The 25,700-nt window shown below is 30.0% G+C and carries 28 protein-coding genes; 2 read left to right on the top strand and 26 right to left on the bottom strand.

All coding sequences use genetic code 11. From position 1 onward, the window contains the following. The first annotated feature begins 7 nt into the window (after positions 1 to 7). Positions 8 to 925 carry a geranylgeranylglycerol-phosphate geranylgeranyltransferase gene (locus ACR9ES_RS11280; protein WP_047790552.1) on the top strand — a complete coding sequence of 306 codons (918 nt, stop codon included), beginning with the start codon at positions 8 to 10 and terminating at the stop codon, positions 923 to 925. Positions 926 to 970: 45 nt separating this feature from the next. Then, positions 971 to 1,807, top strand: coding sequence for a pseudouridine synthase (locus tag ACR9ES_RS11275; RefSeq protein ID WP_047790553.1), 837 nt, complete (start codon positions 971 to 973; stop codon positions 1,805 to 1,807). A gap of 36 nt (positions 1,808 to 1,843) precedes the next feature. Here ACR9ES_RS11275 and ACR9ES_RS11270 read toward each other — a convergent pair whose 3' ends face one another. From ACR9ES_RS11270 to ACR9ES_RS11145, 26 genes are all read right to left on the bottom strand, one after another. Further along, the gene (locus ACR9ES_RS11270; protein ID WP_159615612.1) at positions 1,844 to 2,209 is read right to left on the bottom strand and encodes a heavy-metal-associated domain-containing protein; all 366 of its coding nucleotides are present in this window, start codon (positions 2,207 to 2,209) and stop codon (positions 1,844 to 1,846) included. Positions 2,210 to 2,235: 26 nt separating this feature from the next. Beyond that, positions 2,236 to 4,461 carry a TonB-dependent receptor gene (locus tag ACR9ES_RS11265; RefSeq protein ID WP_435254274.1) on the bottom strand — a complete coding sequence of 742 codons (2,226 nt, stop codon included), beginning with the start codon at positions 4,459 to 4,461 and terminating at the stop codon, positions 2,236 to 2,238. Between the two features lie 57 nt (positions 4,462 to 4,518). Then, the gene (locus ACR9ES_RS11260) at positions 4,519 to 4,929 is read right to left on the bottom strand and encodes an HYC_CC_PP family protein (RefSeq protein WP_435254273.1); all 411 of its coding nucleotides are present in this window, start codon (positions 4,927 to 4,929) and stop codon (positions 4,519 to 4,521) included. 116 nt (positions 4,930 to 5,045) lie between these two features. Further along, a complete protein-coding gene (locus ACR9ES_RS11255; RefSeq protein WP_435254272.1) occupies positions 5,046 to 5,765 on the bottom strand; it encodes a hypothetical protein in 720 nt (239 codons plus the stop codon). 67 nt (positions 5,766 to 5,832) lie between these two features. After that, complete coding sequence (locus ACR9ES_RS11250) at positions 5,833 to 6,594, bottom strand: hypothetical protein (protein ID WP_435254271.1); 762 nt, start codon at positions 6,592 to 6,594, stop codon at positions 5,833 to 5,835. Positions 6,595 to 6,661: 67 nt separating this feature from the next. Next, positions 6,662 to 7,399, bottom strand: coding sequence for a hypothetical protein (locus ACR9ES_RS11245; protein WP_435254270.1), 738 nt, complete (start codon positions 7,397 to 7,399; stop codon positions 6,662 to 6,664). A gap of 71 nt (positions 7,400 to 7,470) precedes the next feature. Next, positions 7,471 to 8,190, bottom strand: a complete 720-nt coding sequence (locus ACR9ES_RS11240; protein ID WP_435254269.1) for a hypothetical protein — start codon at positions 8,188 to 8,190, stop codon at positions 7,471 to 7,473. A gap of 3 nt (positions 8,191 to 8,193) precedes the next feature. Next, complete coding sequence (locus tag ACR9ES_RS11235) at positions 8,194 to 11,439, bottom strand: toxin VasX (RefSeq protein ID WP_435254268.1); 3,246 nt, start codon at positions 11,437 to 11,439, stop codon at positions 8,194 to 8,196. 3 nt (positions 11,440 to 11,442) lie between these two features. Beyond that, positions 11,443 to 12,225, bottom strand: coding sequence for a hypothetical protein (locus tag ACR9ES_RS11230; protein ID WP_047790823.1), 783 nt, complete (start codon positions 12,223 to 12,225; stop codon positions 11,443 to 11,445). Beyond that, entirely contained in the window at positions 12,222 to 13,844 is a 1,623-nt protein-coding gene (locus ACR9ES_RS11225; protein WP_435254267.1) for a PAAR domain-containing protein, read from the bottom strand. Before ACR9ES_RS11225 ends, ACR9ES_RS11230 begins: the two co-directional genes overlap by 4 nt. 21 nt (positions 13,845 to 13,865) lie before the next feature. Continuing rightward, entirely contained in the window at positions 13,866 to 15,710 is a 1,845-nt protein-coding gene (locus ACR9ES_RS11220) for a type VI secretion system Vgr family protein (RefSeq protein ID WP_159495468.1), read from the bottom strand. 131 nt (positions 15,711 to 15,841) lie between these two features. Beyond that, entirely contained in the window at positions 15,842 to 16,240 is a 399-nt protein-coding gene (gene tssD, locus ACR9ES_RS11215) for a type VI secretion system tube protein TssD (RefSeq protein WP_073184365.1), read from the bottom strand. A gap of 303 nt (positions 16,241 to 16,543) precedes the next feature. Beyond that, positions 16,544 to 17,038, bottom strand: coding sequence for a hypothetical protein (locus ACR9ES_RS11210; protein WP_047790431.1), 495 nt, complete (start codon positions 17,036 to 17,038; stop codon positions 16,544 to 16,546). 588 nt (positions 17,039 to 17,626) lie between these two features. Continuing rightward, on the bottom strand, positions 17,627 to 18,235 hold the full coding sequence (locus ACR9ES_RS11205) for a hypothetical protein (protein WP_435254266.1): 609 nt from the start codon (positions 18,233 to 18,235) through the stop codon (positions 17,627 to 17,629). Between the two features lie 247 nt (positions 18,236 to 18,482). Next, positions 18,483 to 18,944, bottom strand: a complete 462-nt coding sequence (locus tag ACR9ES_RS11200) for a tetratricopeptide repeat protein (RefSeq protein WP_274635267.1) — start codon at positions 18,942 to 18,944, stop codon at positions 18,483 to 18,485. A gap of 208 nt (positions 18,945 to 19,152) precedes the next feature. Continuing rightward, on the bottom strand, positions 19,153 to 19,374 hold the full coding sequence (locus ACR9ES_RS11195; RefSeq protein WP_274635268.1) for a hypothetical protein: 222 nt from the start codon (positions 19,372 to 19,374) through the stop codon (positions 19,153 to 19,155). A 38-nt stretch (positions 19,375 to 19,412) separates the two neighbouring features. Then, positions 19,413 to 19,898, bottom strand: a complete 486-nt coding sequence (locus ACR9ES_RS11190; RefSeq protein WP_274635269.1) for a hypothetical protein — start codon at positions 19,896 to 19,898, stop codon at positions 19,413 to 19,415. Between the two features lie 48 nt (positions 19,899 to 19,946). Further along, positions 19,947 to 20,567 (bottom strand): hypothetical protein, encoded by a 621-nt coding sequence (locus ACR9ES_RS11185; protein WP_274635270.1) that lies wholly within the window; start codon positions 20,565 to 20,567, stop codon positions 19,947 to 19,949. Further along, positions 20,512 to 21,567 (bottom strand): TIGR02594 family protein, encoded by a 1,056-nt coding sequence (locus ACR9ES_RS11180; RefSeq protein WP_435254265.1) that lies wholly within the window; start codon positions 21,565 to 21,567, stop codon positions 20,512 to 20,514. Before ACR9ES_RS11180 ends, ACR9ES_RS11185 begins: the two co-directional genes overlap by 56 nt. Positions 21,568 to 21,876: 309 nt before the next feature. Further along, a complete protein-coding gene (locus tag ACR9ES_RS11175; RefSeq protein WP_047790424.1) occupies positions 21,877 to 22,464 on the bottom strand; it encodes a hypothetical protein in 588 nt (195 codons plus the stop codon). After that, a complete protein-coding gene (locus ACR9ES_RS11170) occupies positions 22,451 to 22,735 on the bottom strand; it encodes a hypothetical protein (protein ID WP_274635274.1) in 285 nt (94 codons plus the stop codon). Before ACR9ES_RS11170 ends, ACR9ES_RS11175 begins: the two co-directional genes overlap by 14 nt. A gap of 277 nt (positions 22,736 to 23,012) precedes the next feature. Then, on the bottom strand, positions 23,013 to 23,114 hold the full coding sequence (locus ACR9ES_RS11165) for a peptidoglycan-binding domain-containing protein (RefSeq protein ID WP_435255645.1): 102 nt from the start codon (positions 23,112 to 23,114) through the stop codon (positions 23,013 to 23,015). 28 nt (positions 23,115 to 23,142) lie between these two features. Further along, entirely contained in the window at positions 23,143 to 23,346 is a 204-nt protein-coding gene (locus tag ACR9ES_RS11160; protein ID WP_435254264.1) for a hypothetical protein, read from the bottom strand. 134 nt (positions 23,347 to 23,480) lie between these two features. Then, positions 23,481 to 24,413 carry an SH3 domain-containing protein gene (locus tag ACR9ES_RS11155; RefSeq protein ID WP_435254263.1) on the bottom strand — a complete coding sequence of 311 codons (933 nt, stop codon included), beginning with the start codon at positions 24,411 to 24,413 and terminating at the stop codon, positions 23,481 to 23,483. A 150-nt stretch (positions 24,414 to 24,563) separates the two neighbouring features. After that, a complete protein-coding gene (locus tag ACR9ES_RS11150) occupies positions 24,564 to 25,079 on the bottom strand; it encodes a hypothetical protein (RefSeq protein WP_073184348.1) in 516 nt (171 codons plus the stop codon). Next, entirely contained in the window at positions 25,079 to 25,693 is a 615-nt protein-coding gene (locus ACR9ES_RS11145) for a hypothetical protein (RefSeq protein WP_435254262.1), read from the bottom strand. Before ACR9ES_RS11145 ends, ACR9ES_RS11150 begins: the two co-directional genes overlap by 1 nt. Between the last annotated feature and the right edge of the window lie 7 nt (positions 25,694 to 25,700).

Genomic DNA, 25,700 nt, shown 5'->3' with positions numbered 1-25,700 from the left:
TGCTACTATGAGTACATTTAAAAACAATACATTTTTCTTAAAAATATTTAGCCTTTTATCTGTCATAAGAGGTTATAACATTCTAGTATTAATAGCAGCCCAATATTTGGCTGCTATTTTTATTTTCTCTGATGCAAAATCAGTTAAACCTGTAGTTTTTGATTGGCATTTACTTTATTTAGTTATTGCTACCGTTTGTGTAGTTGCTTCCGGATATATCATCAATAATTTTTACGATAAAAAAGCTGATATTATTAACAGACCTATAAAAACAGGCTTAGATTCTTATGTAAAGCAAGAAACAAAACTAACGTTATATTTTACACTAAATTTTATTGGTTTTTTCTTCGGATGGTTAGTTTCATGGCGAGCAGCATTCTTTTTCTCTGTATATATATTTGGCATTTGGTTTTACTCTCATAAACTAAAAAAACATCCACTAATAGGATTAATAACAGCCACAGTATTAACCATACTTCCTTTTTTTGTAATTTTTGTACACTACAAAAATTTTTCAAAAGTAATTTTCATACACGCAATCTTTCTTTTTCTAGTCATCATGATTCGAGAACTTATGAAGGATTTAGAAAATATTAAAGGAGCTATAGCTAATAACTACAACACTTTCCCTGTTAAATATGGAGAACGAAATACTAAAAAGCTAATTATTTTATTAATGGTATTAACTTTAGTACCTATTGGAGTTTTATTTAACTACCCTGCTATAGAATACATGAAATATTATTTTTATTTAGCTGCCATTACCTTAATATTTGTTGGTTTTTACACATGGGAATCAACAAAAAACAATCAATATAGATTAGCTCACAACATTTTAAAGGTCTTGTTATTAATAGGAGTCTTTAGCTTGTTATTTATCGATAAATCTTTAATTGTAGATAAAGTAGTTGAGGTTTTAGATTAAAAACCAAATAATTACCGTAAATTTGCAAACTTTTAAAATTTAATTATGAATTCAAAAAACTCGTCGAGAGGACGACAAGCTGGACGTAACAGCAATCCTCAAGGAAAAAATCAATTCAAAAAAGATTTCAGAAAACCAAAAAGCAATAAACCTACTCAGAAAAAAACTGAGGATACAGGAATTCGCTTGAACAAATTTATCTCTAATTCAGGAATTTGTTCTCGTAGAGAAGCAGATACGTATATTGAACACGGAAGTGTTTCTGTAAACGGGAAATTAGTTACGGAAATGGGTTACAAAGTGCAGCCTACTGATGAAGTTCGTTTTGATGGAACTTTAATTTCTATGGAGCAGAAACGTTACGTTTTATTAAACAAACCTAAAAATTACATTACTACTATGGAAGATGACCGTGGTCGTAAAACTGTAATGGAATTAGTAGGAAACGCCACTAGAGAACGAATTTACCCTGTTGGAAGATTAGATAGAAATACTACTGGTTTATTATTATTTACTAACGACGGTGAGTTGGCAAAAAAATTAACGCACCCTAAGCATAACGTTCGTAAATTATACCATGCTTCTTTAGATAAAAAATTAACCATTGCTGATTTAGAAAAATTACGTGGTGATGTAATTATTGAGGGAAGAAAAGTTTTTATTGATGCCGTTTCTTACGTAGAGGGTGAAAAGAAAACTGAGGTAGGTATTGAAATTCACTCTGGTAGAAACCGTATTGTTCGTAAAATTTTTGAACATTATGGATATCATGTAAAAAAATTAGATCGTGTTATTTTTGCTGGTTTAACTAAAAAGAATTTACCTCGTGGTAGATGGCGTGAATTAACGCAACAAGAAATTAACACTTTGCAAATGTTATAACATAAAAATCCCGAGTTAATACTCGGGATTTTTTTATTACTTCTTTGTTTTTTTATGATCTTTTTGCACTTCCTCATCACGATACTTACAGCACTCATGTAAATTATCATAAGCTTCTTTTGTTGCTTTAAACTCTTTTGTGTCATGACCTACACCAGCAATAGTTTTTTTAACTGTTTCTGTACTTGTTTTGCGTTCATCAATAATTAAACTTAACTCGTGAGTATTCACATCCCATTTTGCAAATTTCACTCCTTTGGTTTTTAACGCTGCTTTTTCTATACGCTGCTTACACATCATACAAACACCGTCTACTTCAAAAGATACTTTTGCATTCTTCTTCTGAGCAAATGTTGATGTGCTTAATAATAAAACAACTGCTAATAAAAATATATTTTTCATATGTTCTTGATTTTTAATTTATTGAATTAATCTATTTTAAATCGTAACCCTGCATAGAAGTTACTTCCAAAAACTGGTGCATATACAATAGTAGTATCAAAATTTGCACCAAATGGATTATCACTTCCCAGTATAGGATTTTTTTGTTTGTAATTTGTAATATTTTCAGCTCCAGCATACATTTCAAACTTTTTTGAAAACACTTTTGTTATTTGCGTGTTTAATAAGTTATAGCTATCTGAATATGTTGGCAACTGGTTGTTTGTATTAGGTAGTCGTTGCTCTCCTATCCAGTTATAAGTTATATCAAACTTCCAACTGGCATCGCTTTCTTCTGTTTTAGTTTCGTAAGATACATTGGCAAAGAAGCGATGTTTAGCTTGTAATGCTTTTGCTAAGTTTCCTGATTTATAATCTGTAGAAACATCGTAAAACTTATAAGAGAATCGAGTATTAAAATAAGGGATTATATTTTGGTTCATTTCTATCTGGAAACTATTTGCGATACTCTTTCCTTCTAAATTATAAAAAGAAATTTCTTGTGGATTCTCCCAATCGACTACCACCTGATTTGAAAAATTTGTTTGATAAAAATCGAATGTTACATCTCCTTTTCTACCAAATAGTTTATATCCTTGTAAAAACGATACTCCGTAATTCCAAGCTTCTTCTGGGTCTAAGCCATAAATATTTCCACCTGAACTTTCAATAGTAATTGCTCGTGATGAAGCAAAAAATTGTTGATTCTCTGCAAAAATATTTGCACTTCGTTTTCCTCTTCCTACAGAAGCTCTTAATACTCCTCTTTCCCAAGGAACATAACGCATGTGCAATCTTGGTGTTACAAAAGTCCCTAACAAGTTATGATGGTCTAATCGAACGCCTGCTGTAACACTAAGATTATCTGCATTGTCATAAGCATATTCAAAAAAAGCTCCTACAGAATTCTCTTTTCTATTAAAATTAGGGGACAGCAGCTCACTAACAAACTCTTCGTAATTGTCATACGTAAGGCTAGCACCAGTTTTAAACTTATTACGAGTATCTCCAATAATAGAGCTAAACACAAAACTGCTATAAAAGCTTTGATGCTGAATATTGTAATCTCTCAATCCAAAATACGAATCTTGTTTGTGGTTACTATATGCTGCTTGAAAGCCCATATTTTGAAATGGCATATCAGGAAACACATAACCTACTTTTACAGAAGTATCAAAACGTTTAGTTTTAATTTCGCTTCCCCAAACAGTATTTGATCCTTTATCTACTTCTGGGTCAAAACCAACTTCTCCTACTTGTTTTGAATCGTCTAAATACCTAAAATTGATAAAACTTACCCAACCTTTTTCGGCATCGGTATATTGCCAACGATTCATCACATTAATTTGTTCTGCTAATGGGTTGTCTAAAAAGTTATCCTTGTTTTTATCAAATTTTTCTCCTCTATAGTTTCCATGTACATACAACCCTGTTTGCCACTTTTCGCTCACTTTTTGATTGAAATGGGTATTGAACTCTAATCTACCTCCCAAAGCTCCATAAGCATTAAGGTAAAACTTATGATTGGTAGATGGTTTTACTAGCTCTGTATTTATTTGACCTGAAATACTTTCGAAACCATTTACAACACTTCCTGCTCCTTTTGTTATTTGAATACTTTCAACCCAAGTCCCAGGTGTAAATGTTAATCCGAATGCTTGTGCAGCTCCTCTAATTGACGGAATATTTTCTTGGGTAATTAACAAATATGGACTTGTTAATCCTAACATTTGAATTTGTTTTGTACCTGTTAACGCATCAGAAAAATTAACATCTATTGACGGATTGGTTTCAAAACTTTCTGACAGATTACAACAAGCGGCTTTTAACAACTCATCACTATTAATAGTTACCAAGTTTTGTGTTTGTAAATACGACCTTTGTGTTGAACTTTTTTTTGCAGAAACTGCAACCTCATTTAACGTATTACTTTCTGTTAAATAGTGATTGATTGGTTTTGTACTGCTAACATTTATTGTATCTGTCTTATAACCAACAAAACTTATTATTAATTTTTTATACTCCTTTTTATACGGAATAACAAACGTTCCTGTTTCATTGGTGGTCGTTCCTGTATTTGTGTTTAACCAATATACATTCGCCCCAAATATTTCTAAATTATTATTATCTTTTATTACTCCTTTTAACTCTTTTTGAGCAAAAAGTGATAGAGAAATCAGTAAAAAAATACTGATTATGAAGTTTTTTTTCATTATTTATTTCATCATACTATATTATACAATTCTTATTTTTTTAGTAAGAATTGTAAATCATATGATAAAGACTTCGTGAAGTACCTGTATATCAAAAAATAACTTAGGTGGTACATACTGTTTATGTGGAATAATTTGTTTTTCTAAGTCTTGAAATAACAGACTGTTAAAAACATATGAAGTAACCGCTGTAGCAACCTTTATAAAGGTTATTTTTTCTACAGACGATTTCTGAATTTGAGTTTGCCCTTTTATAAGCTCTACATCGTCTTTACAACACGATGGTTCTATTGTTTTACTCTCGCAGCTGTCCTCCTCTACATCATCACAGCTAGCTACACTTCCTACATAAGAAACAGCTACTAAAAAATCACCACAAAAATGTTTTTCTACATTAAAAGAGAATGTAGATAGCAACACTGTTAGTGCTAAGGTTATAGCTGTTATTTTAGAAAAATGTTTCTTCATGCCTTGCAAAGGTACAAATTTTTAAAACTTTACATTTCATAACCTTAGGCTTTTACTCTTTTAAAAATTATTTGTAAAACAATAACTCATAACATAGCTTACTTAATTTTATCTCTTTACCATCCACCTATACGTTTACGTTCTGCTTGTTGTTCTTTTGTAGCCTCTGGTGTAGAAATTTTACTTGGGTACAAAGGCTTAGGAAATCCCTCAGCTTTTCTTCGTTCAAAATCCGCTTGTCTGTACTCGTCAAAAGCACTTCCTGGTGGTAACGGTCTATTTTTATCCATGTACCAAACTATAAAACTCCAATCTTCTATTACTTCATGTCCCATAACATCTGTACTTGTAAACCCATTTGGGTGAAGAAGAGACAAACTTGGACCTGTAGGGTTGATACCAGAATTTTTTACTGACCATGCTGCTAAAGCGTCTTGAAAAGGCATTGTATATGGTTTAAAATATAATGTATTCGGTATAGTTATAAGCCCTTCTAAACGATTTAATACTAGCTCTTTTTTGGGGCGAGTATAATGATATACTATAAAAAAGAAGCCTAAAGAGAGTAGAAGAAAAAAACCTAAATAGTTAACTCCTTTACTTACAACAGTTCTTCCAAAAAGATACAATAATGCACAAAAACTTATCCACATCCCTGTATACATATATATATTACCAATAAGACCATTATTCATTATAAAAAACTGATTATCTACTCTTACGTAATAATCAGGATCGTTTACTTTCTCTTTTTCTACCTTTCGTTTCGGTTTTTCATAAATAAGCTTCTCTAAATATCCACCCCATTTACCGTACCTTTTTTTAATTTTTGCCATAAATTTAATGCTAAGGTTTTATTCGCATTTAAATTTTTATTTTATAGTAGGACTACTCTATAATATTTTACCATCCACCAATACGTTTACGTTCTGCTTGTTGTTCTGGCGTAGCTTCGGGTGTTGGTATACTACTTGGGTATAAAGGCATAGGAAAACCTGCTTCTTTTCTTCGTTCAAAATCCGCTTGTCTGTACTCATCAAAAGCACTTCCTGGTGGTAACGGTCTATTTTTATCCATAAACCAAACTATAAAACTCCAATCTTCTATTACATAAAATCCCATAACATCTCTACTTGTAAATCCATTTGGGTGAAAAAGAGATAACCTAGGTGAAGTTGGAAGTACCCCTGAATTTTTCACTGACCATGCTGCTAAAGCGTCTTGAAAAGGCATTGTATATGCTTTAAAATACAATGTATTCGGTACAGTTATAAGCCCCTCTAAACGATTTAATACTAGCTCTTTTTTGGGACAAGTATAATAATAAACTATAGAAAAAGCTCCTAAGCAATAAAAAAAAATATAGAAAAGAATATTATGAGCTACTCCTTTAAACTCACGAAGTAAAATAAATAATGATATTAAAATCATAAGAGCTATCCCTGCATACATATATATATTATCAGGAGCACTAGGCATGATAAAAAACTCGTTATCTGCTCTTGTGTAATAATCTTTAACTAGTACCTTACTATGGTATTCTTCTGTATAGTACTCTTTTTCTGTTACTACATTTTCTTTTTCTATTGTTCTTTTCGGTTTTTCGTAAATAAGCTTCTCTAAATAACCTCCCCATTTACCGTACCTTTTTTTAATTTTTGTCATAAATTTAATGCTAAGGTTTTATTCGCATTTAAATTTTTATTTTATAGTAGGAATACTCTATAATATTTTACCATCCACCAATACGTTTACGTTCTGCTTGTTGTTCTTTTGTAGCCTCTGGTGTAGAAATTTTACTTGGGTACAAAGGCTTAGGAAATCCCTCAGCTTTTCTGCGTTCATAATCGGATTTCCTGTACTCATCAAAAGCACTTCCTGGTGGTAACGGTCTATTTTTATCCATGTACCAAACTATAAAACTCCAATCTTCTATTACTTCATGTCCCATAACATCTATACTTGTAAACCCATTTGGGTGAAGAAGAGACAAACTTGGACCTGTAGGGTTGATACCAGAATTTTTTACTGACCATGCTGCTAAAGCGTCTTTAAAAGGCATTGTATATGGTTTAAAATATAATGTGTTTGGTATAGTTATAAGCCCCCCTAAACGATTTAATACTAGCTCTTTTTTGGGACGGGTATAATGATAGGCTATAAAAAAAGTACCTAACAAAAATAATAAAAACAAGAAAATAAAACTAAGACTCTTATTGAAAAATAGCCTTACTACAACAGTAAATAACACAAAGAAATACCCTGCCAATCCTGTATATATATATATATATATATATATATATACATTACCAATAAGACCATTATTCATTATAAAAAACTGATTATCTACTCTTACGTAATAATCAGGATCGTTTACCTTTTCTTTTTCTACCTTTCTTTTCGGTTTTTCATAAATAAGCTTCTCTAAATATCCACCCCATTTACCGTATCTTTTTTTAATTTTTGCCATAAATTATATATTCAATACCAGAGCTTTATTTGTATTGAAATTTCTCTTTCATGATAGGACTCTATAATATTTTACCATCCTCCAATACGTTTACGTTCTGCTTGTTGTTCTGGCGTAGCTTCGGGTGTTGGTATACTACTTGGGTATAAAGGCATAGGAAAACCTGCTGCTTTTCTTCGTTCAAAATCCGCTTGTCTGTACTCATCAAAAGCACTTCCTGGTGGTAACGGTCTATTTTTATCCATGTACCAAACTATAAAACTCCAATCTTCTATTACTTCATGTCCCATAACATCTGTACTTGTAAACCCATTTGGGTGAAGAAGAGACAAACTTGGACCTGTAGGGTTGATACCAGAATTTTTTACTGACCATGCTGCTAAAGCGTCTTTAAAAGGCATTGTATATGGTTTAAAATATAATGTGTTTGGTATAGTTATAAGCCCTTCTAAACGATTTAATACTAGCTCTTTTTTGGGGCGAGTATAATGATATACTATAAAAAAAGTACCTAACAAAAATAATAAAAACAAGAAAATAAAACTAAGACTCTTATTGAAAAATAGCCTTACTACAACAGTAAATAACACAAAGAAATACCCTGCCAATCCTGTATATATATATATATTACCAATAAGACCATTATTCATTATAAAAAACTGATTATCTACTCTTACATAATAATCAGGATCGTTTACTTTCTCTTTTTCTACCTTTCGTTTCGGTTTTTCATAAATAAGCTTCTCTAAATATCCACCCCATTTACCGTACCTTTTTTTAATTTTTGCCATAAATTATATATTCAATATCAGATCTTTTGCCCACACTAATAAATTATTAAGCGTATCCACCTTTACATTTTTATAATAAAACCCTTTATATTCTGTTGGTTGCGGTTTAAATAACAAACCATCCATATTTTTAGTGCCTGTAACTTTGCTTTCAAACAGTTTTATTTTTATTCCCATAAAACGTTCCTCCCCCACATACGTATGAGGGTAATACTTATTTGTTTCTTCATCTATTGTTAACTTACAAATAAACAACAACTGAAAAATAGTAGTTTGATTGTTATGTCTTTTTCTGTGAACTCTGTTAGGGATATTAATAGTGGTGTTTGTGGCTATTATTTTACCTTTGTTATCTTCTTCTAAATTAACTTCTCCTCTTAATTCTTCTTCAGCTATTTCTTCATAACTTCCTGTTCTAGTATTAACCAAAAAAACTTTATACTGCAATTGGTCTTTAAACCACAAAAATTGGCGAAAACTTGTTTGTATGGTTACCTTACTTACATCGCTTGTAGCAAAAGAAGCACCAGCTCTACCATCTTCTCCACCTATACTAATTGCCCTTTCTGAACTTAATTTAATTTCTTTTACAAACATTGCACTGCACACCATTAAATCTAACAGTTGTTGATGACAAACACGTAAATCTTTCCAATCTTTATATTCTTCTCTATCCTTTATTAATGTGCTGCGATTTTCATACACCCTGTTGATATATTGCCAAGGAGCTTCATTATTATTTCTTGATAAAGCAACCCTATCACTTAACCAATAATGCTTAAAATATCGCTCAAGTGGTGTATCTTTAAAATAGTTTGCTAAGTACACCAAACCTATGGCTACCCCACCAATGACCCAACCGGCGGGTCCTAACACAAAGATACCCGTTGTAAACAACGCTCCTGCGCCTACCCACATAAAAGCCGCATCGTTATCGTTGTCACTAAAAGCATCAATAGCTTCCCAAAAACATACAGCTGCTGTAAACCCTGCTCCTACTCTAGAAAAATTAGAGGCTCTAGTTATCATTTCATTTGCAGGAACAATTCCTTTACTTAATACTTGAACGTTTTTCAGATTTAAGAAAGCTCCTGTCAACTCAGATCCAATACCCACCAAATTTGCTATACTTTTATAAGACCCTTTGTTTTCATACACCTGATAAGTTGCAGAAGATATATTTAAAATTTGCAAGTAATATAAGCCTTTAGCAAAATGAATATTGTTTAATACCCGTTGGGCTCCTTGCACTTGAGCTTTTGTTTTTTTTGCAGGTATTTTTACTGGTACATTTAAGGTGTTTTTTCCTTTGGGGTTATACTCATTTACCAAATATATTTCTTCTACGTCTAATATTTTAGCTATTCGATGTCCTTTTTTAAAGTCTACCAACTTTACACTTTCATCTAAAGTGGCTCCATTTTGTTTTAATAAAGCCTCAAGAGTTCTTGTTCGTGTTTGAAAAACTGGTTTGCCTTTATGCGTAAGCACCTTGAGTCTATCAAAAGTAAGGTTTAAGTTTATTTTTTTTGCATTACTAAGCCCTACATAAGCTTCTAAACCATTACTAACATGTCCTGCTACTTTGTTAGCTAAATCAGTTAACAAACTGTTATTTAAAACATTTTCATTTTCATCAAAAAAATCGAGATTTAACTCTTTTTCTAAAACTTCGTGTACTTTTTTATTACTCCCTTTTACGTATTTTATGTAGAATTCTTTAGCTTCTTTGTTTTTATTTTTCAGTTCTCCTTTGTAGTTATCACGATGTTTTTTTAAGTCTAGATAATGATCTATACCCCCTGGAGCAATACTTAATAAACGCATATGAGATGTAGTAATATGCTTTCCTTCTAACAGTCCTATAAAACCATTTTCATTAAAATCTTCAAAATATTGCGTATAATAATCACTACCTAAAATAATTGTAAAATCGTGTCGATAACTCACAATTGATTCACGTATTTTTTTACGTTCTTTTACAGCTAGTATGTCTATTAATTTTTGTTGCAAGATACCATTGCCATCCCAATATATCATTGGAGTTGCCCCAATGTTTATGCCTGTAAATTTTGGTCCACTACCACTTTCTCCTCCATCATAATCGGTAATCATTTCTTTATCATTATACACTAATTGATAGGTTGTTAATGCTGTTGCTAATAATGTAGATATTTGTTCCTCTCTTGAACCTTTCTTTATTTCTTGTTTTGGTTTTCCTTCAAGAATATCTTTTTTTATTTCAACAGGGTCTTTACCAGTACCTAACGACTCTACTAAAGCTTCTAAATCTGCTATTTTATCAGCTAACTCTACTCCTACATCATTTGCACAACCTACAGGGTCGTGCAACGTAACAAACATATCTTCAAAAACCTCATTATCTCCTTTTTCATCTTGCTTCTTTTCATCTGATAATATTGAATCTAGCATTTTTTCAAGTGCACCTGCCCTTGGATGATTACCAGGAAACGTTGCTCTTACGTTTGTAAATGGTATAACATTTTCATGTTTTTCTTCTTCTCCTTTTTTTATACCACTACAGTCTATCAACTTCATACGTTCTTTACGCTTATTAGCATCCGTATTCAGCTCATTATGATAATCTCTACTCCATTGTACAGGAGAGTATGCTACCCAATATTTTTTTCCTGGTTCTATTATTAACTTATATTCATTCTTGTCTCCAGATGGTTTTCGAATATCTTTATAGTTTCCTTTTTCATCTTTGTTGTATGCCCATATAATATGCTGTAGCTGTCCACTTTCATCAACATATAGTTCGTGGTAATCGTCTTGATCTTCATCGTTAATTAGATAAATATATCCTTTATTTAGAGCAGTTCGGGCTACATAAAAATTATTAATTTGAGGCAATTCTTTTAGTGACAACACCTCTACTTCTTCTAACTCAAGCGTACTGTTTTCTGCTGCATTTGTATTCTGGGTATTAGAATTACAAGTAGCTACATTTTTACATACTGCTTTATCATCTTGTATTAAAACACCTTTGGTTATTCTCGGATCGTTATATTTAGGTGCATTTACATCTTCTTCTGTTTGGTTTTCTGAATTCCTATCAAATAAACCATAACGTAAAAAATGTAAACGAATACCCGGTTTTAAAGCTTCTTTTTCTGGACTCTTTACAGGTTCCGTAACACCACCTCCTGTACATTCAAAAAAATACCTAGCAACTACCTCATTATATTCTGTTAGTTGGTTTTTTTCTAAAATATCGTTAGCCATTTTTTAATTTTTGTTTTTAAAAAGTACTTTAAGATGTTTTCCTCTTTCAAAATATTTTATTCTGAAAATAAATTTGTTTTTGCATAAAACATCGTAATTGTAAATATTCGAAGTAAAGTGAGATTTGTTCTTTTTTGCCAACTCTAAGCTTTTAGAAAATGAATTATAATTTAATAATGTATCTTCTAAATATATGTTAGATAAAGTATCATTTACTGATTCAATTTTATACTCCTCTTTTTTTATCTCCGTATTCGTAAATTTTGATATAATACTTTCTATATCTCCTTTTTCCTTATCTATTATAAACTTAAATATTAAGTTCTCTCTATCATTGGGGTTTGCATTTTCAACAGGCCTTAAAAGCTCATAATCAAAAAAGCTTGATTCTATTTCTTCTTTAGTTACTGAAGCTTTATTAACTACATTTTTAGCTGACTTATCCGCCATTGCACTTCCCGATATAATCTTCTCTTGGACTTTCTTTTTTTGTTTTAGTTTTCTATTTTTTATGTCATCATAAACATAATTAAATATGCTTTCTATTTGATCAGAGTTGCCTTTAAAGTTAAATACATAATCTGCATAATAATCATTTATTGTAACATGTTTTATTTCAAAAGTTGAGTTTTTATTTTTTACTTCCCTCTCACTTAAAAGATATACCCAAAAAGCAGTTGAAAGTAACAAAAGAGACAGTACGATTTTTATTGACTTCTTTTTTTTAATAAAAAAAAGAATGAAAATTACAACAATAACAACTAGAGAAAGAAAAATTAAATTCATGATTCCGAAGGTTTAATATCTACAAACACTGTAAAAGGTCTATACTTTTCAGGATTATTTACATTTTTAAAATGTTGTAAACAGAACATTGCCACCAAACCTGGCACCCATTGCTTAGCCATACCATTAGCTCCTCCATCTTCCCATCCTGCTCCAAAAGTATCAAGAAATATCACCCTATCTATTTCAACTTTTACTTCATTGGTCTTTTCATTTTTTAACACTCTATATTTTGCCAAACAACCTTGAATACCTCCAATAAATGTTGCTGCTTCATTCATATTTGGGTTTAATGATGATGATACTCCATAGTAAGGAAGTGAAGTTTTTATTTTATAAGATGTATTCTTTGTAGAATCATTATCTATAACACCATCTTTATTATATTTCTCTTTAAGTTCCTTTTTTAAAGATGACAAAAAAGACTTAAACCTTTTTGAATCACGTATTTCTTTTGAAGGGTTTGAATTTTGATTAAATTCAAAATCTTTTCCTCCTCCTGAAAAAAAGTGGTTTGCTAATCGTACTCCATTTTCTCCAAAGCCATCTTCTATATCAGAAAACAACCAAAGTGTGACTTTCATTTCTGCTTTTAGATACGCTTCAGGATAAGATTTTGTTAGCTTTACATTGAAAATATCATAATCTGACATTCCATTTTGCTTCATTTTAGCTTCATCAGGATTGTCTGCATACTCCCAATCATAAGCTCTTTGCCCATTTCTATTAACAATAACCGTATTTCCTTCTTCTGTAATCCAATTTCCTTTTTTTACTTCTCCTGTTTCTACCTCGACAAAACGATCTTCCTTCTCTTCTCCTGAAGCAGGAGTAGCTACTACATTATTGGATGGTGTTGTATTACTTTCTGCTTGCGTACTTACTATTGTATTGTTCTTTTTTTGTGTATTACTTGTACTCTCTCCTTCTTCTGAAACATCTTCAACCTCCCAAGTAACTTCTACTTTTTTATCTTGTACTGTTCCTGTTAATTCTACCACTTCTTCTTCATTTGTGGCTGTACTACCATTTTCATCGGTAGTTTCAATAGGTTTCTTTACTTTAAACGTAATACTTTCTCCTTCTGGTATATTATAAACATAAGCTCGTAGTGTTACTTCTTTTAACACTTTTGACTTCCGTATTATATTCTTTTCTTTTAGCCATTGTAAATTATAAATTCGCGGTTCTCCTTGCTCTTCTTCTTTTAATTTTTCTTGATTTTCTTCCGCTTCTTTTATTTTACTATTGTGAGCTAACCTATCTACAATACTAATTTTTGGAAATGGTATCTTGTTTACAGGCATATTAACTGAAGGAACTGGTGCGGCACTACCTACTATAATATTAGCTTCTCCTGCTGTTATTGTTCCTCCGTGGGCTGTTAGGTCTCCCAAACATGCTACGGGTTTTCCGTTAATTAAAATATTAGGAAATCCTTGTGCTATGGTATCTGGTGGTCCTACACAGGTACACATGCTACCTATGGTGGCTACGGGTTTACCATTGGCTAATACATTTGCTTCTCCTTGTGCTATTGGTCCTCCAACATGAGGGGTTGTTCCACTACACATAGGACATGCATGCATACTACCTACTGTTGCTACTGGTCCTGGCATATATTTTAGTTTTTAAAAAGATTACATTATATCAAACTTACCGCTTGCTCCTTGTACAACAGTCATTTGCCCTTGTACTTTTGTTTGTTGTCCTTTTAACTCGGCTGCCGCTTGACCTTCAATAGTTGTGTTTTGCCCTTTAATGGTAGCTTTACTACTTGCTTCAATGGCTACATTTGCACTACTTGTAATACTAGCGTCTTTATCTGCCTGAGCTTTAATTGCTCCTTGAGATAAGATTGAAGTGTCTTTTTCTGATGCTGTTTTTATTTCTCCTTTTGCTTGTAGTTCGATATTTTCTTCAGCAATTATTTTTACATTTTTTGCAGAAAACTCCATAGTTTCAGCAGACTGAACAAACAATGATTTTTCTTTAGTATCAAAGGTTATGATACTTCCGTCTTTATCTTTTATGGTTATTTTCTCTTTATCTTTTGTGTCATCTAACTCAATAGTGTGTCCACCTCGCGTAATAATACTCTTTCTTACATTTTCTTCATCTCCACCTGCTCCATTTTTACCTGTAAACATACTTCCCATTACAAAGGGACGGTTAGGGTCATTATGCTCAAAACCTACCATTACTTGGTCTCCTACTTCTGGAATAAAAACAAAACCTCTATTAGTTTTAGTAAGATCACTGCTCCCTGCATCTGGGGTCATTACACGAATAAAATCTGTTTTTGCTCCAATAGCTTCTTGCCAGTAAAACTGAACTTGTACACGTCCTTTACTTTCTGGGTCTTTATTACTTACTACCTTCGCTACTTGATTATTAGCAACAGCTGGTGCTATGTTTTCGTTTAATGGTAAGCTTTTTGTGTTTGCTGGAATTGCCTCAAAAGTATTAGAATATGCTCCTCCTACATCTGCAAAGTGGCTTATTTGTGTTATAATATATTCTCCATACTGTTTTACAGTATATTTTCCTTCGTCATACTTTGCTGCACTTACTTTAATTACGCTCCCTAAACTTAGTCCTTTTGCTCCTCCACTTGCTTTTAGTACATTACCTCCTGCGCTTAACCCTTGTAATCGTTTTTGTAAATACTCATCTAATGATGATTTGTCTTGTAAAAACACATCACTTACACCAAAGTCTTTTACCTCTTTATAAACTTGTTCTGATGCTTTAAGTGCTGTATTTGCTAAATCGTTTAATCCTTCGTTAGTTACTTTTAAATCTCCTTCAAAAAACTGATCATTTAATGAATCGTAACTATAAGTTGCTAAAGTAGGATTATACGTTTTCGTTTTTATTTGTAGCTCTTTTAAGTCTTTACTATATTCTAGCTCTATTGGTTTTTGACCTTGCGATTCTGGCTTTCCAAAAATAACGTCTACTCCATCAAAATAAAACCATTCATTATACTGATATGCTAATCTTTGTAGGTACTTATAATCGCTCTCTGCGTATTGGCATTGGTAAGGAATTACTGAAGTGTATGCTGGATTAATCTTGTTTTTTATAGCGGTAGTATCCATGATCTCTGAAATAATACTTGCCAAATCTTTTTCTAGCCAAGATTTCTGTTGTTTTCCATTTTCTAGTAAAACTGTTTGAGATAATCCTTTAAGTATTAATTCACCGTGTAAACCTATTTCATTATGGCGCATTGACACATCTAACACAACACCTATAAATGCTTTACCAGAAACGTTAGTTGTTAATTGTTTTCCTAACCATTCTTTTGATTTTTCCAAGGTGTAACTTCCTGCTTCTTCTACAGTTTCTATGTCTACCACGACTTCAAAAGTATGGTGCTGGTATAAGAATTGGTTTATTGTAATTGTTTTATAGCTCTTTACAAAATTACCATCTATAGTAATTTGTTTATCTAATGCTTCTTCTTTTATCTTATGCATGGGGGTATTTTTTCTTTGTTAGAATAATTTTCAATGCTATTTTTTAAACAAAAAAAGACCTTCCTTTGTAATAAAGAGAAGGTCTTTAATAAATAAATTATATAAAACTAAATGTTATTTAGTCCTTCTCATTAAGCTACTGGCCAACGGTTATCTAAGTTAGCGTTACCAATTAATAATTCTTCAGCTGAGAAAGTAACTGTTAATTTCATTGGAATTTCGTTGTTTACATCTAATTCTTCTTTGAAGTAAACGATGTAAGCGTTTTTAAATTCTACTTCTTTCATTTTTGAATCTTCATCTGTTTTCTTGAAAACAATTTTTCCATCTACAGACTTAAACTGGCTATTTACCATTGCCTCGATAACAGAAGTATCTGATGTAGATTCAATAGTTAAAGTAACTCTTCCTCCGTTTACACTTGAAGATGGCTTACCTTTTGTGTCTGTGTTTCTGTTTAAGCTGTACTCAGCTTCTAATACGTCGAATTCTTTTCCTGCGAATTCGAAACTTGCTCTAAATGATCCCATAGTTTCTTTTTTTGGGTTTAATAATTAATTTTAAAATACTTTTTAGAGCTTTCTCAATAAAAAAAGAGAAAGCTTTAAACAATATAAAACCTTCTCTTTTTTTATTTTTGGCGCCATTCTAAAAGAAGAAAGAAGATAACAAATATTGCCTTGTGTGGTGTAAATTTATACTATAGTTTTCTTACTACCAAATTTTTATGTAAATAAATTGTTACTTTTCTTAAAGTATTTTCTCAAGAAATCTTAACAATCTTAGCTAAACAAAGACTACTACTGATTAAATTGACTTTACGCTCTTTAAAGTTATTGGGCTTTTGAAAAGTGTTTTATTTTAAACCCCATATTTTCATATAAAGTAATGAGTTCGTCTTTATCATTATAATCTTTAATATCTTTTACTTTCCAACTAACTTTTTCTTTTGTGGCTTTATCAATCAAGTTAAATAAATGCATCATTGCAACTTCTTCGAAGCCCTTGTTTTTTCCATTTCTATCTTGTAAAAAAACTTCTTTACTTCTCATTTTGTCCCACATCTTCACCCATAACCCAGATTCTTTAACTGGAGGCGTGTTCATAGTATCAATATCAAAAACTTCTATTTCGTTTTCTTTAGAGTTTATTGCTACTAACACTTCTACACCTTTATTAGTTGTTTCTATTACACATTTTACTTCTTTACCTACTCGTTCATCTAATAAATACTTAACTTTTTTTAAACGGTTTCTTTCTAGCTCTATTCCTTGTTCTTTCTTTTTTAATTCTTTTAATTTTTTTCTAAATATCAGTTTAAAAATCATACATATAAATTTAATTGAAAAACTGCTACTAACACGTTTATAATTATAATGAAGAAAGAGTTGTATTAAATTTTAATTTGGTTACTACCATATTGTAATTTTGTAGTAGCTCTTTTTTCTTCTTCAAAATATAAGAATGTTAGATTTATCCTTTCTTTTTTAGCAGTTAAGCAAAAGTAGTAAGTTTTTTATATTGACTGACAGTAATTACTAATAATATACTTATGTAAGAAGTAAAGAGATTAAAGTTTAGCAACTAATTACAATGGTTCACCTCAGCAAAAACTAATCTTGCAGTATTGTTACCTCAGTTTTTTTTAATATCCAGAGGTAATTTTTGTTCCATCATAATACACTTTTACAGAGTTATCATTACTTTCTTCTAAGTATGCCTTATCATTTTTACAAAAGCTATTAGAAAATAGTTTTATTTACCCTTCAAAACCTCACAGTCACGAGTTTCTAGTTTACTCAATTCTTTTTTAGTTATAAAAAATGTATTGATTTGAAAATCTTCTATTTCTTGAAAATTTATATTTAACACATAATTATAAATCGGAACTTCTTATGTTTTAGCTATAAATAATCTTATTTTTTTATTTTATTAAAATAACCTTGGGTATCTATTTTATACTTATTTATATATGTTACTTTTTCAATTTCTTTTTCTTCTTCTATATCGTAACAAGATTGTTCATCAATGGTTGTAATTGTATAATCTTTATCAATTTCAAAGCTTCTATCCCATCCACATTCATAATTCCTTCCTCCCACAACTATAAGTTTATCAACAGTTTTGTTATTATTATCTATAGTCTGTAACTCAAAATATGGTAAATAATAATCTTGTTCTTTATTTGAATAAATAAATAAAAGCACTTTATACTTATTTTTATCTGGAAACCTCTTATAAAAATATCCTTTTCCTTTATAAGGATAACTATCTTCCTCTTTAGCGTATAAATCCTCTTTTAATTTAAACTCAGTTTTATCCGAGAATAAAAAATTCAACTCCGATTTCTCACTTATTTCATTTTTCTGCTTTAAGCTATCAGTAAGAGCAAATAAAAAATCATTATTATAGTCATACGAATACGTATAAGGTAACTTTTTAATAGAAACAGTATCCCAGTTAAATACTTGTATACTTTCTGCTGAAGAAGCTTGAACAAGCTTTTTTTCGTTATCCTTAGACATTTTACAACTTATTAAAAACAAAGTAGATGTAAAAAATATTATTAAATTGTAGGCTTCGTTTTTTATCATTTTTTTAGTCTCTATTACCATATATCATCATCTCAATTAGCACCATTAAACCTAATAAATCTTATAATCAAAATTTCCACTGCCCAAATAATAACATTAATAGATATATTTCAATTAATTTGAAAGCCTTAAACTTAGCTAAGAGAATTTAACTTTTATATATTCTGAAAAGATATAACTAACTTATTCTTTCTAAGACTTGACTTGGTATTTTACTTTCTTTATTTTTAGCTTTCATTTGTTCGATATAAATTTTATATGCTTGTTTAGCTTCCTCTTTTTTGCCTAAGCTCCAATATGCATCTCCTAAATTGATATATGCAACTGTCCTATTTGGAAACTCTTTTATAATTACTTCAAGAATATAAACGGCTTCTTCATATAGGCCAGATTGCTCAAGAAAATAACCTATATCATTATATTTAGATAAATTCCCCTCAGACACATCAATATTGTTTATAATAAAGGCTAAAACTATTTCATTTGATATACTACTCAGAGTGCTTTTTTCATTTCTAGCTTTTTTTATTTTTTCATAGTACTCTTCTATATTTGGAATCTTATACTCTTGAAAACCTGAAAACTTATAAATTTCGTTATATTCATCTTTTTGTGGTAAAATTCCATTATAATTTGACAAATTTAGGTGTGGAAATGAATAATAAAAAAGCCCTAGCTCATTCCTTGAAGAAGTTTGAATATATACTTTATCTATACTAAATTTTGAAAGTGAATCTTTTTCAAAAAGATGAATTATTTTTTGATAACTATTTCCTATCTCTTCTATAAAAATTACCTTAAAACTTTCTTTACCACACTCTACATCTATAGTGTTTAATTCTCCATATTCATCTAAGTCTATTTTTTTTTTCTAAACTAGAATTATCTGTTTTAACACTCAAATATATTTTATCATTATCATCTTCTAATAATGATATTTCAACATTACTCCCACTAACATTACAAATTTTCTTTATTGTTTTTTTTTCTTGTTTTTTACAACTAACTATAAAAACTAATAGAATTAGAGTAAGTATTTTATTTCTCATTTTCTTTTTTTCAAAACTCATACATTTCTGTTTTATTATACACAGATACATACTATTAATTAACCAGCTGCCCCCATACCTTCCAATAAAATCTCTCCCGCTTTTGTTTTAATAAAATAAAAAATCAATGTGCTTTCACTAGAGTATTCTTCTCCATCATCTATAATCTTAACCATATAATTATAATAAACGGGTAATAGGTTACAGTCAACATCATCTTCTTTTATTTCAAAGGTTGGCTTAACATCATTTTTTAAAGCCTGTTCAAAAAGTTCATTGGGAAACTTTTCAAATGTTTCTATGTAATTTTCAGATAAGTATTCAGACATATCCTTTTTTAAATATTCTTTACTAAATTTTAGCAAAAGAGAAGATATTTTTACACTATCCTTACTTTGAAAACAACCTGAATTATTCTTATTTGTTTTTCTTTCGATAGAACTTTCTATTTCAACTTGTTTTGAAGTTTTAACTTCTATAGTCTCTTTTCCTTTCTTTCCACAAGAAAAAAATGTAAAAATCAAAATTAACAATAGGTGTTTCATAATGAATTTAACTTTTCTAAATCAATGGACATTCTAAACTATTAACATCTACCTGTCCTTTAAAAGCAAACTTAAAGTCTCAATAAAATATCTTTCTTTTGTAGCTTCTTTTACTTCACTATTTAGTATATCATTTATTAGTTCTTCTTTCTCTGCATCATTTTCAAAAAATTTAGGTATGCTAATTTGAGTATCCTCACTTTTTAAACTCTTCCAAAAAAATATTTTTAGGTCATCAGGTTCTTCTCCATCACAACTATCCAGAATACTAAATATTAAACTATTATTAATTATTTTTGGATTTATCAGTTCTATATCACATAAAATACTTTGGTTTGAAAACTCTATTTTGTCAATTACTTTTTCCTTTTTTAAAATTAAAACATCTATATATTTCTCAAAATTTCCATCTCCTAATTCTCCTTCTTTATCTATAGTAAAAACAACTGACTGTTCTTGATCAATTATTAGTTTTTTAACCACATTATTTTCATCATATACTACCTCCTGTTCTTTCACTTCCTGAGAATTATATTGTGAATCTATTACATTTAATTCTTTGTTTTTTTTATTCTCCTTACTTACATTGCATGAAAGCAGAAACACAAAAACATTAACGAGTAGAAGAAAGTGACTCAAAGCCTTCATTTGTCGATTTAATTTCATCATATTTATAATCTTTTTCAGTTGGTTTATAATTATTTGGTATTCTAACATAGTCAATATGTGATTTCTTATATTTTCCTATACATACTTTTCCATTTGTTGTTTTATCTCCCCCTGTTTGATTCCCTCCTAAAAGATAAAAATTTTTGTCATCTACTTTGACTATAAAACCAACATGTCCTGCTTTATTATCATTTTTACCCCAATCAATAACAGCTAACGCCCCATACATAGGTTTATCTTTTGAGTCAGCATTTCCCCAATTTTTCCAATTAGTAGCTTTTGCTGTAATTTTACCTGAGTATTCAGGTGTTTGAGTAAATACCCAACAAGCAAAAGAAGAGCACCATGGCCAATTCTTATCGTCTGTAATTTTTACTGTTTGACCTTTTTTGTTTTTATAATCTTTAACTCCAGCAGATTTATGATACTCCAAAATTCTTGAATTATGTTTTTCTCCTGCTATCTCTTCTACTCCTAATTCCTTGTACGCTATCTCCATCCATGGAGCTCTTTCATCTTTCTCCAACTCAAACCACTTATCATCCATATCAAGCCAATACTTAGGAGTAGTTCTTTTATCTGGTTCTCCTTTTTTATCAGGATTTCTTCCATTATACACTACCTTTATATCATTAGGAGTGTGGGCATCAACTAATAAGTACATAAATGCCTTTTTATCCTTAAGCTTATCTAACTCTTCTTTTTCTCTTCTGGTATCTTTATCCCCTAAGATTATTTTAAAAATTGCCCAATCTTTAAAATCAGTTTTGTTGGTTATTTTATTATCTTTTGCATAAGCTCCAACTACTGCTTCAGCTTCTGTAGTTGTACCTTTATCATGCTGTAACATTAAACCTTTTTCTTTAGTTTCTAGTTTTGTCTTCTCACCTTTTCCTTGCTTTACATTTAGCCTAACTTTTTTATTTGCTAAGTTTAATGTTTTTACAACTACATAAACTTCATCACCTAAATTTGCTGACTTTAACTTTTTAAAAGTCACTTTATTTCCTATTTTTTCTTTTTTAGGTTGTGAGCCAATATTTAGAGTTTTTCCTACATAAATTGTATCGCTGGTTAAGTCATTGTCTGCTTTTATTTTTGCTATTTTACTTAATGAATCCTGAACTACTAATTCTATAAGTTTCTTTTTTTACTTTTGGAGTATCTCTTTCTCCTATTATTTCTACTTCTTCATCTAATAACAGCCAATTTTATTTTATCTATTATTATCTCAGATAATTTATCATTAAATATAAAATCGTACTTTAAAACCAATTCAAAACTAAAACGATTATAAACAATTAAATATCTATTTTTTTTCTATTACTCCTTTTTTATTTATTTTGTAAGAAGTCTTTATAGTATCTTTTTTCAAAACTTGCTGAGTTTCTAAATTTTCTACTACTGAAACTTTAAATACATCTAAATCCAGAGATTTTTTAAACAAATAATAATCAGAATACTCATACTTCTCTACATTACCATCAGGAGCAGTATTGTAATACACTAATAACTTAGAAAGTTGCTTACCTTGATTATCTAACGTTACTATATATTCATCATAATTTCCAAAATCATAATATGAAAATAAAACAAGTACAGAAAATTCATTGCTTTTAACAATGATCTTAAAATCATTATCAGAATGGTAATCCTCCAATTCTATTTTTATTTTATCCTCATCTAATGGAATTGCATCATCATTGTTAATTTGAAAATATGGCAATTGTTCTGACGTACCTTGTTGTTGAATAGACGTATCTTCTACTTTTACATCACTTTGTTTATTTAACTCAACATCTTCTTTGTCAATACTTCCTTCCTTTGTTTCTGAATTCCTACAATTTAACAGTACAACAGACAGTAAACTAATAATTAAAACCTTAAATAATTTCATTCGTTATATCTTTTTTTGATTTTATAAAAAACTTATCCTTCAGATATTTTAACTCAAAATTACGAACATCAAAATGCACCCATGTAGTTGCAATAAATTCTCTACCTATTCTATCTTTAGTACTAGGCTCTAGTGAAAATTTATTTTTTCCACTCCAACGTAATTGAGCTCCTGACTTATCTTTCATTATTTTTCTTACTTTATCACAATTAGCCTCTGTAGATATGGTATTATCCGATTTATAAAAGTGTATATCTAACGCCTTACCCATATGATTTGTTGATCTTCTCTTGTGATTTTTGTTATCTTGATGACATCTATATCCTGAAGATACTTTTCCAAACTTTAAATTATAATTAGAATAATCATCGTGTTTTAAGTAAAAAAGAGTCGCCTTTAATGTCCAAAATAAAGTCCTATGAATTCCTGGATACTCATATTTTCTTTTTTTCTCAAGTATACTAGACGACTGCTTCTGTTCAGGGTAAAGCCCCTTACCATAACCATCACACGTACCACATGTACATTTAGTTTTATTAAATGGTATATCAAACTCTTTTCCGATTTTTTTTTATAGCTTCTAATGTTTTAGATTCAACTATACCTGTTGGTTCAATTTCCATATAGTCCTTTTGAAACTGTTTAACCATTCTCACTGTCCTATCTGTAAATTTTTCATCAGGAACACCCCACAAAACCAGCTAAACGAATATTTATTTCTTGGACCTCTTTACCTTTATCTCCCTTTTTGTAAACTTTTGTTCCAGAAAATTCAAACCAATTACCATCACCATGATACCAAAGATTCGGCCTATTATCAACCACTTCTTCATATTGCACTTCAAACCAATTTTGGTTCTTGGGTTCTGTATCAACAACCATAAACAACCTCGTTTTTTTATCTGTTGTTTTATTTAGAGCTTCTCTGTATTTTTTTGTTTTTCTTCTTCCTAAGGATATATTGAATTTAATTTAAGCAATGAACAACTAATAATCTGTAAGTTATTTTTCGTTTTTTACTTAACCAAACGCAACCTGCTTTTATGAATATAACCTTTTTTGTTATCATAAAGAACAAGCCACCATTCATCTTTTTGTTCTAAAATTTCAACTAATTTACCAGACTGGATTTGAGAAAGTATTTTAGACGTAGTATTATTTTTTTCACGCATATTTACATAACCGTCTTTATCTACAATTTTAGCAAACTCACTATTTGGATTTATAGTTTCCTCTTCTGAAGAATACAATTTCCACCCTTGATTGTAATATTTTGGGTTAGGTGAAAACTCGGCTGCCCCAATATCTAAATCTCCAGAGCATGGTATTCTGTAATGACTCCATGCTGTTAATATCTTTTCATTTTTATCTTTATTTATCCAACTTCCAAAAAAATAACAGTTAGCATAACTTGGTATATAATCTAAAGTATCATCATAATTTATATTATTATCAGTGTCTTGATACCATGAAACCATTAGCTTCCCCTTAAAAACACCTCTATTATCTAAATTATTATCTTCTTTCAATTCATAAGTCAATATTGAAAAACCTTGTTTTAAAATTATATCAGAATAAGATACTTCCTCGTCTAGTTTTTTAGAAAATTTGTATTGTTTTTCTAATAAGAGTTCTCCTTTAAAATTCCTTGTACTTTCAGAGTAAACCTTTGTTTGCCCTTCTATTAGATAGCGATTATTATTGATTGTATCACGCTTAATCAAAGTAATAAAAAAATCTATTTTTCTCTTACTTTCTCCAATAAAACCTATATATGGTACTGTGTTATTTGTAAACACATCTGTTAAACCAACACTTGTTTCATCTTCAGAATAAGGCACCTCTGTATTCAAAAAATCATCAATAACATCATTCAATTTACAATGATTTTGAGCATTTGAGCAGCAAGAAAATAAAAAAAGTAATATAAGTATCTTAATTAATTTCATCGGTAATAACTATTTTAACATTATCTATTCCTTTTTCTTCTACAGTTTTTCTTTTTAAAAATACCTTAAAAGAAATAATTAATTCACTTACCTCAACCCAACTAGTCTATCCATAATCAAACAATATCCTGCAAAATCATACATAAATTTCTAATCTTTTAGAACACTGTCTATTTCTCGTTTAATAGCTAAAATCTCTTTTTCTTTTTCTAACATTTCTTTTTGTGTTACTTGTTTATTTTTCCAGAAATACAATTTATTTTCTTTAAAGAGAAAAGTATCTTTCTGTATTTTATTTTTAACATCAGAAGTTTTAACCACTAATAGAATAGAATCTTTATTGGTAATGAAAAACTTTGAAGAGTATTCGTTATCACTATAGTTATTAACTACTATGTATTCTAGTTCTCTTATAGAGTACTGAAAACTATCATTTAAATCTTCGTGTATTTCAACAAATGTTACTGTTGAATCAGATTCAATTCTTTCTCCTCCATTTGGTTGATAAAAAACAGAATTTTTAGCTTTATTTATTTTAGACATTACTTTCTTAAAGTATACTTTTTGAGTCTTAACATCTGGAATTAATCTAGTTTCTCCAGATTTTTTTTGGCAAGAGATTATTAATAAAATAATTATTATTTTTATAGTATTTGAAATATTCATTACTTTTTATATTTAGGAGTAAATAATCTTGTATGTAAATGATGGTGATGTGGTGGCATATTGTCAGATAATTTTAATATTTTTTTTACCTTGTTTAAGGTATAATAAACACTATAAAATCTTTTCCATCCAAACTTATGGAAAGCATCAATCATTTTTTCTTGACGAGTTACATCTAATTCTTTAGCCCCTTCGTCATTATTAATGTGAAGACTTGCTCCTGTTTTATCATTACGTAAATACCTAAAATCTCCGTGTAACCCATTTACATGTGTTGTACTTGGAAAGCCGTGATTATCTTTACTTGTAAAACCAATCATTGTAATGTCTTTATAACCTACATTAGCTATTGCACCTAATACACAAGCAAAAGCATTTGGGTGAATATAAGGTCTAGTACTATCGGACATTAATTTAAATTGAATAGGTAATTTTTGTCCTGTATAATTTTTACTACCTATTTTAATTAATGGTGATTTCTTCCCTGTCTTTATGTTTTTTCTAATTTTCCCTTTTTCATCACCCTTTGTTCCTTTGACAACTACTTTATCAGTATACGTATACTTTTTACGTCCTTTACCTATAGTTTCTTCTTTCGTGAACCCTGCTGGCACAGATTTT

Origin of the sequence: Tenacibaculum sp. A30 (assembly GCF_051200845.1) — a bacterium.
Taxonomy (GTDB): domain Bacteria; phylum Bacteroidota; class Bacteroidia; order Flavobacteriales; family Flavobacteriaceae; genus Polaribacter.
This window is presented reverse-complemented; position numbering and strand designations above follow the sequence as displayed.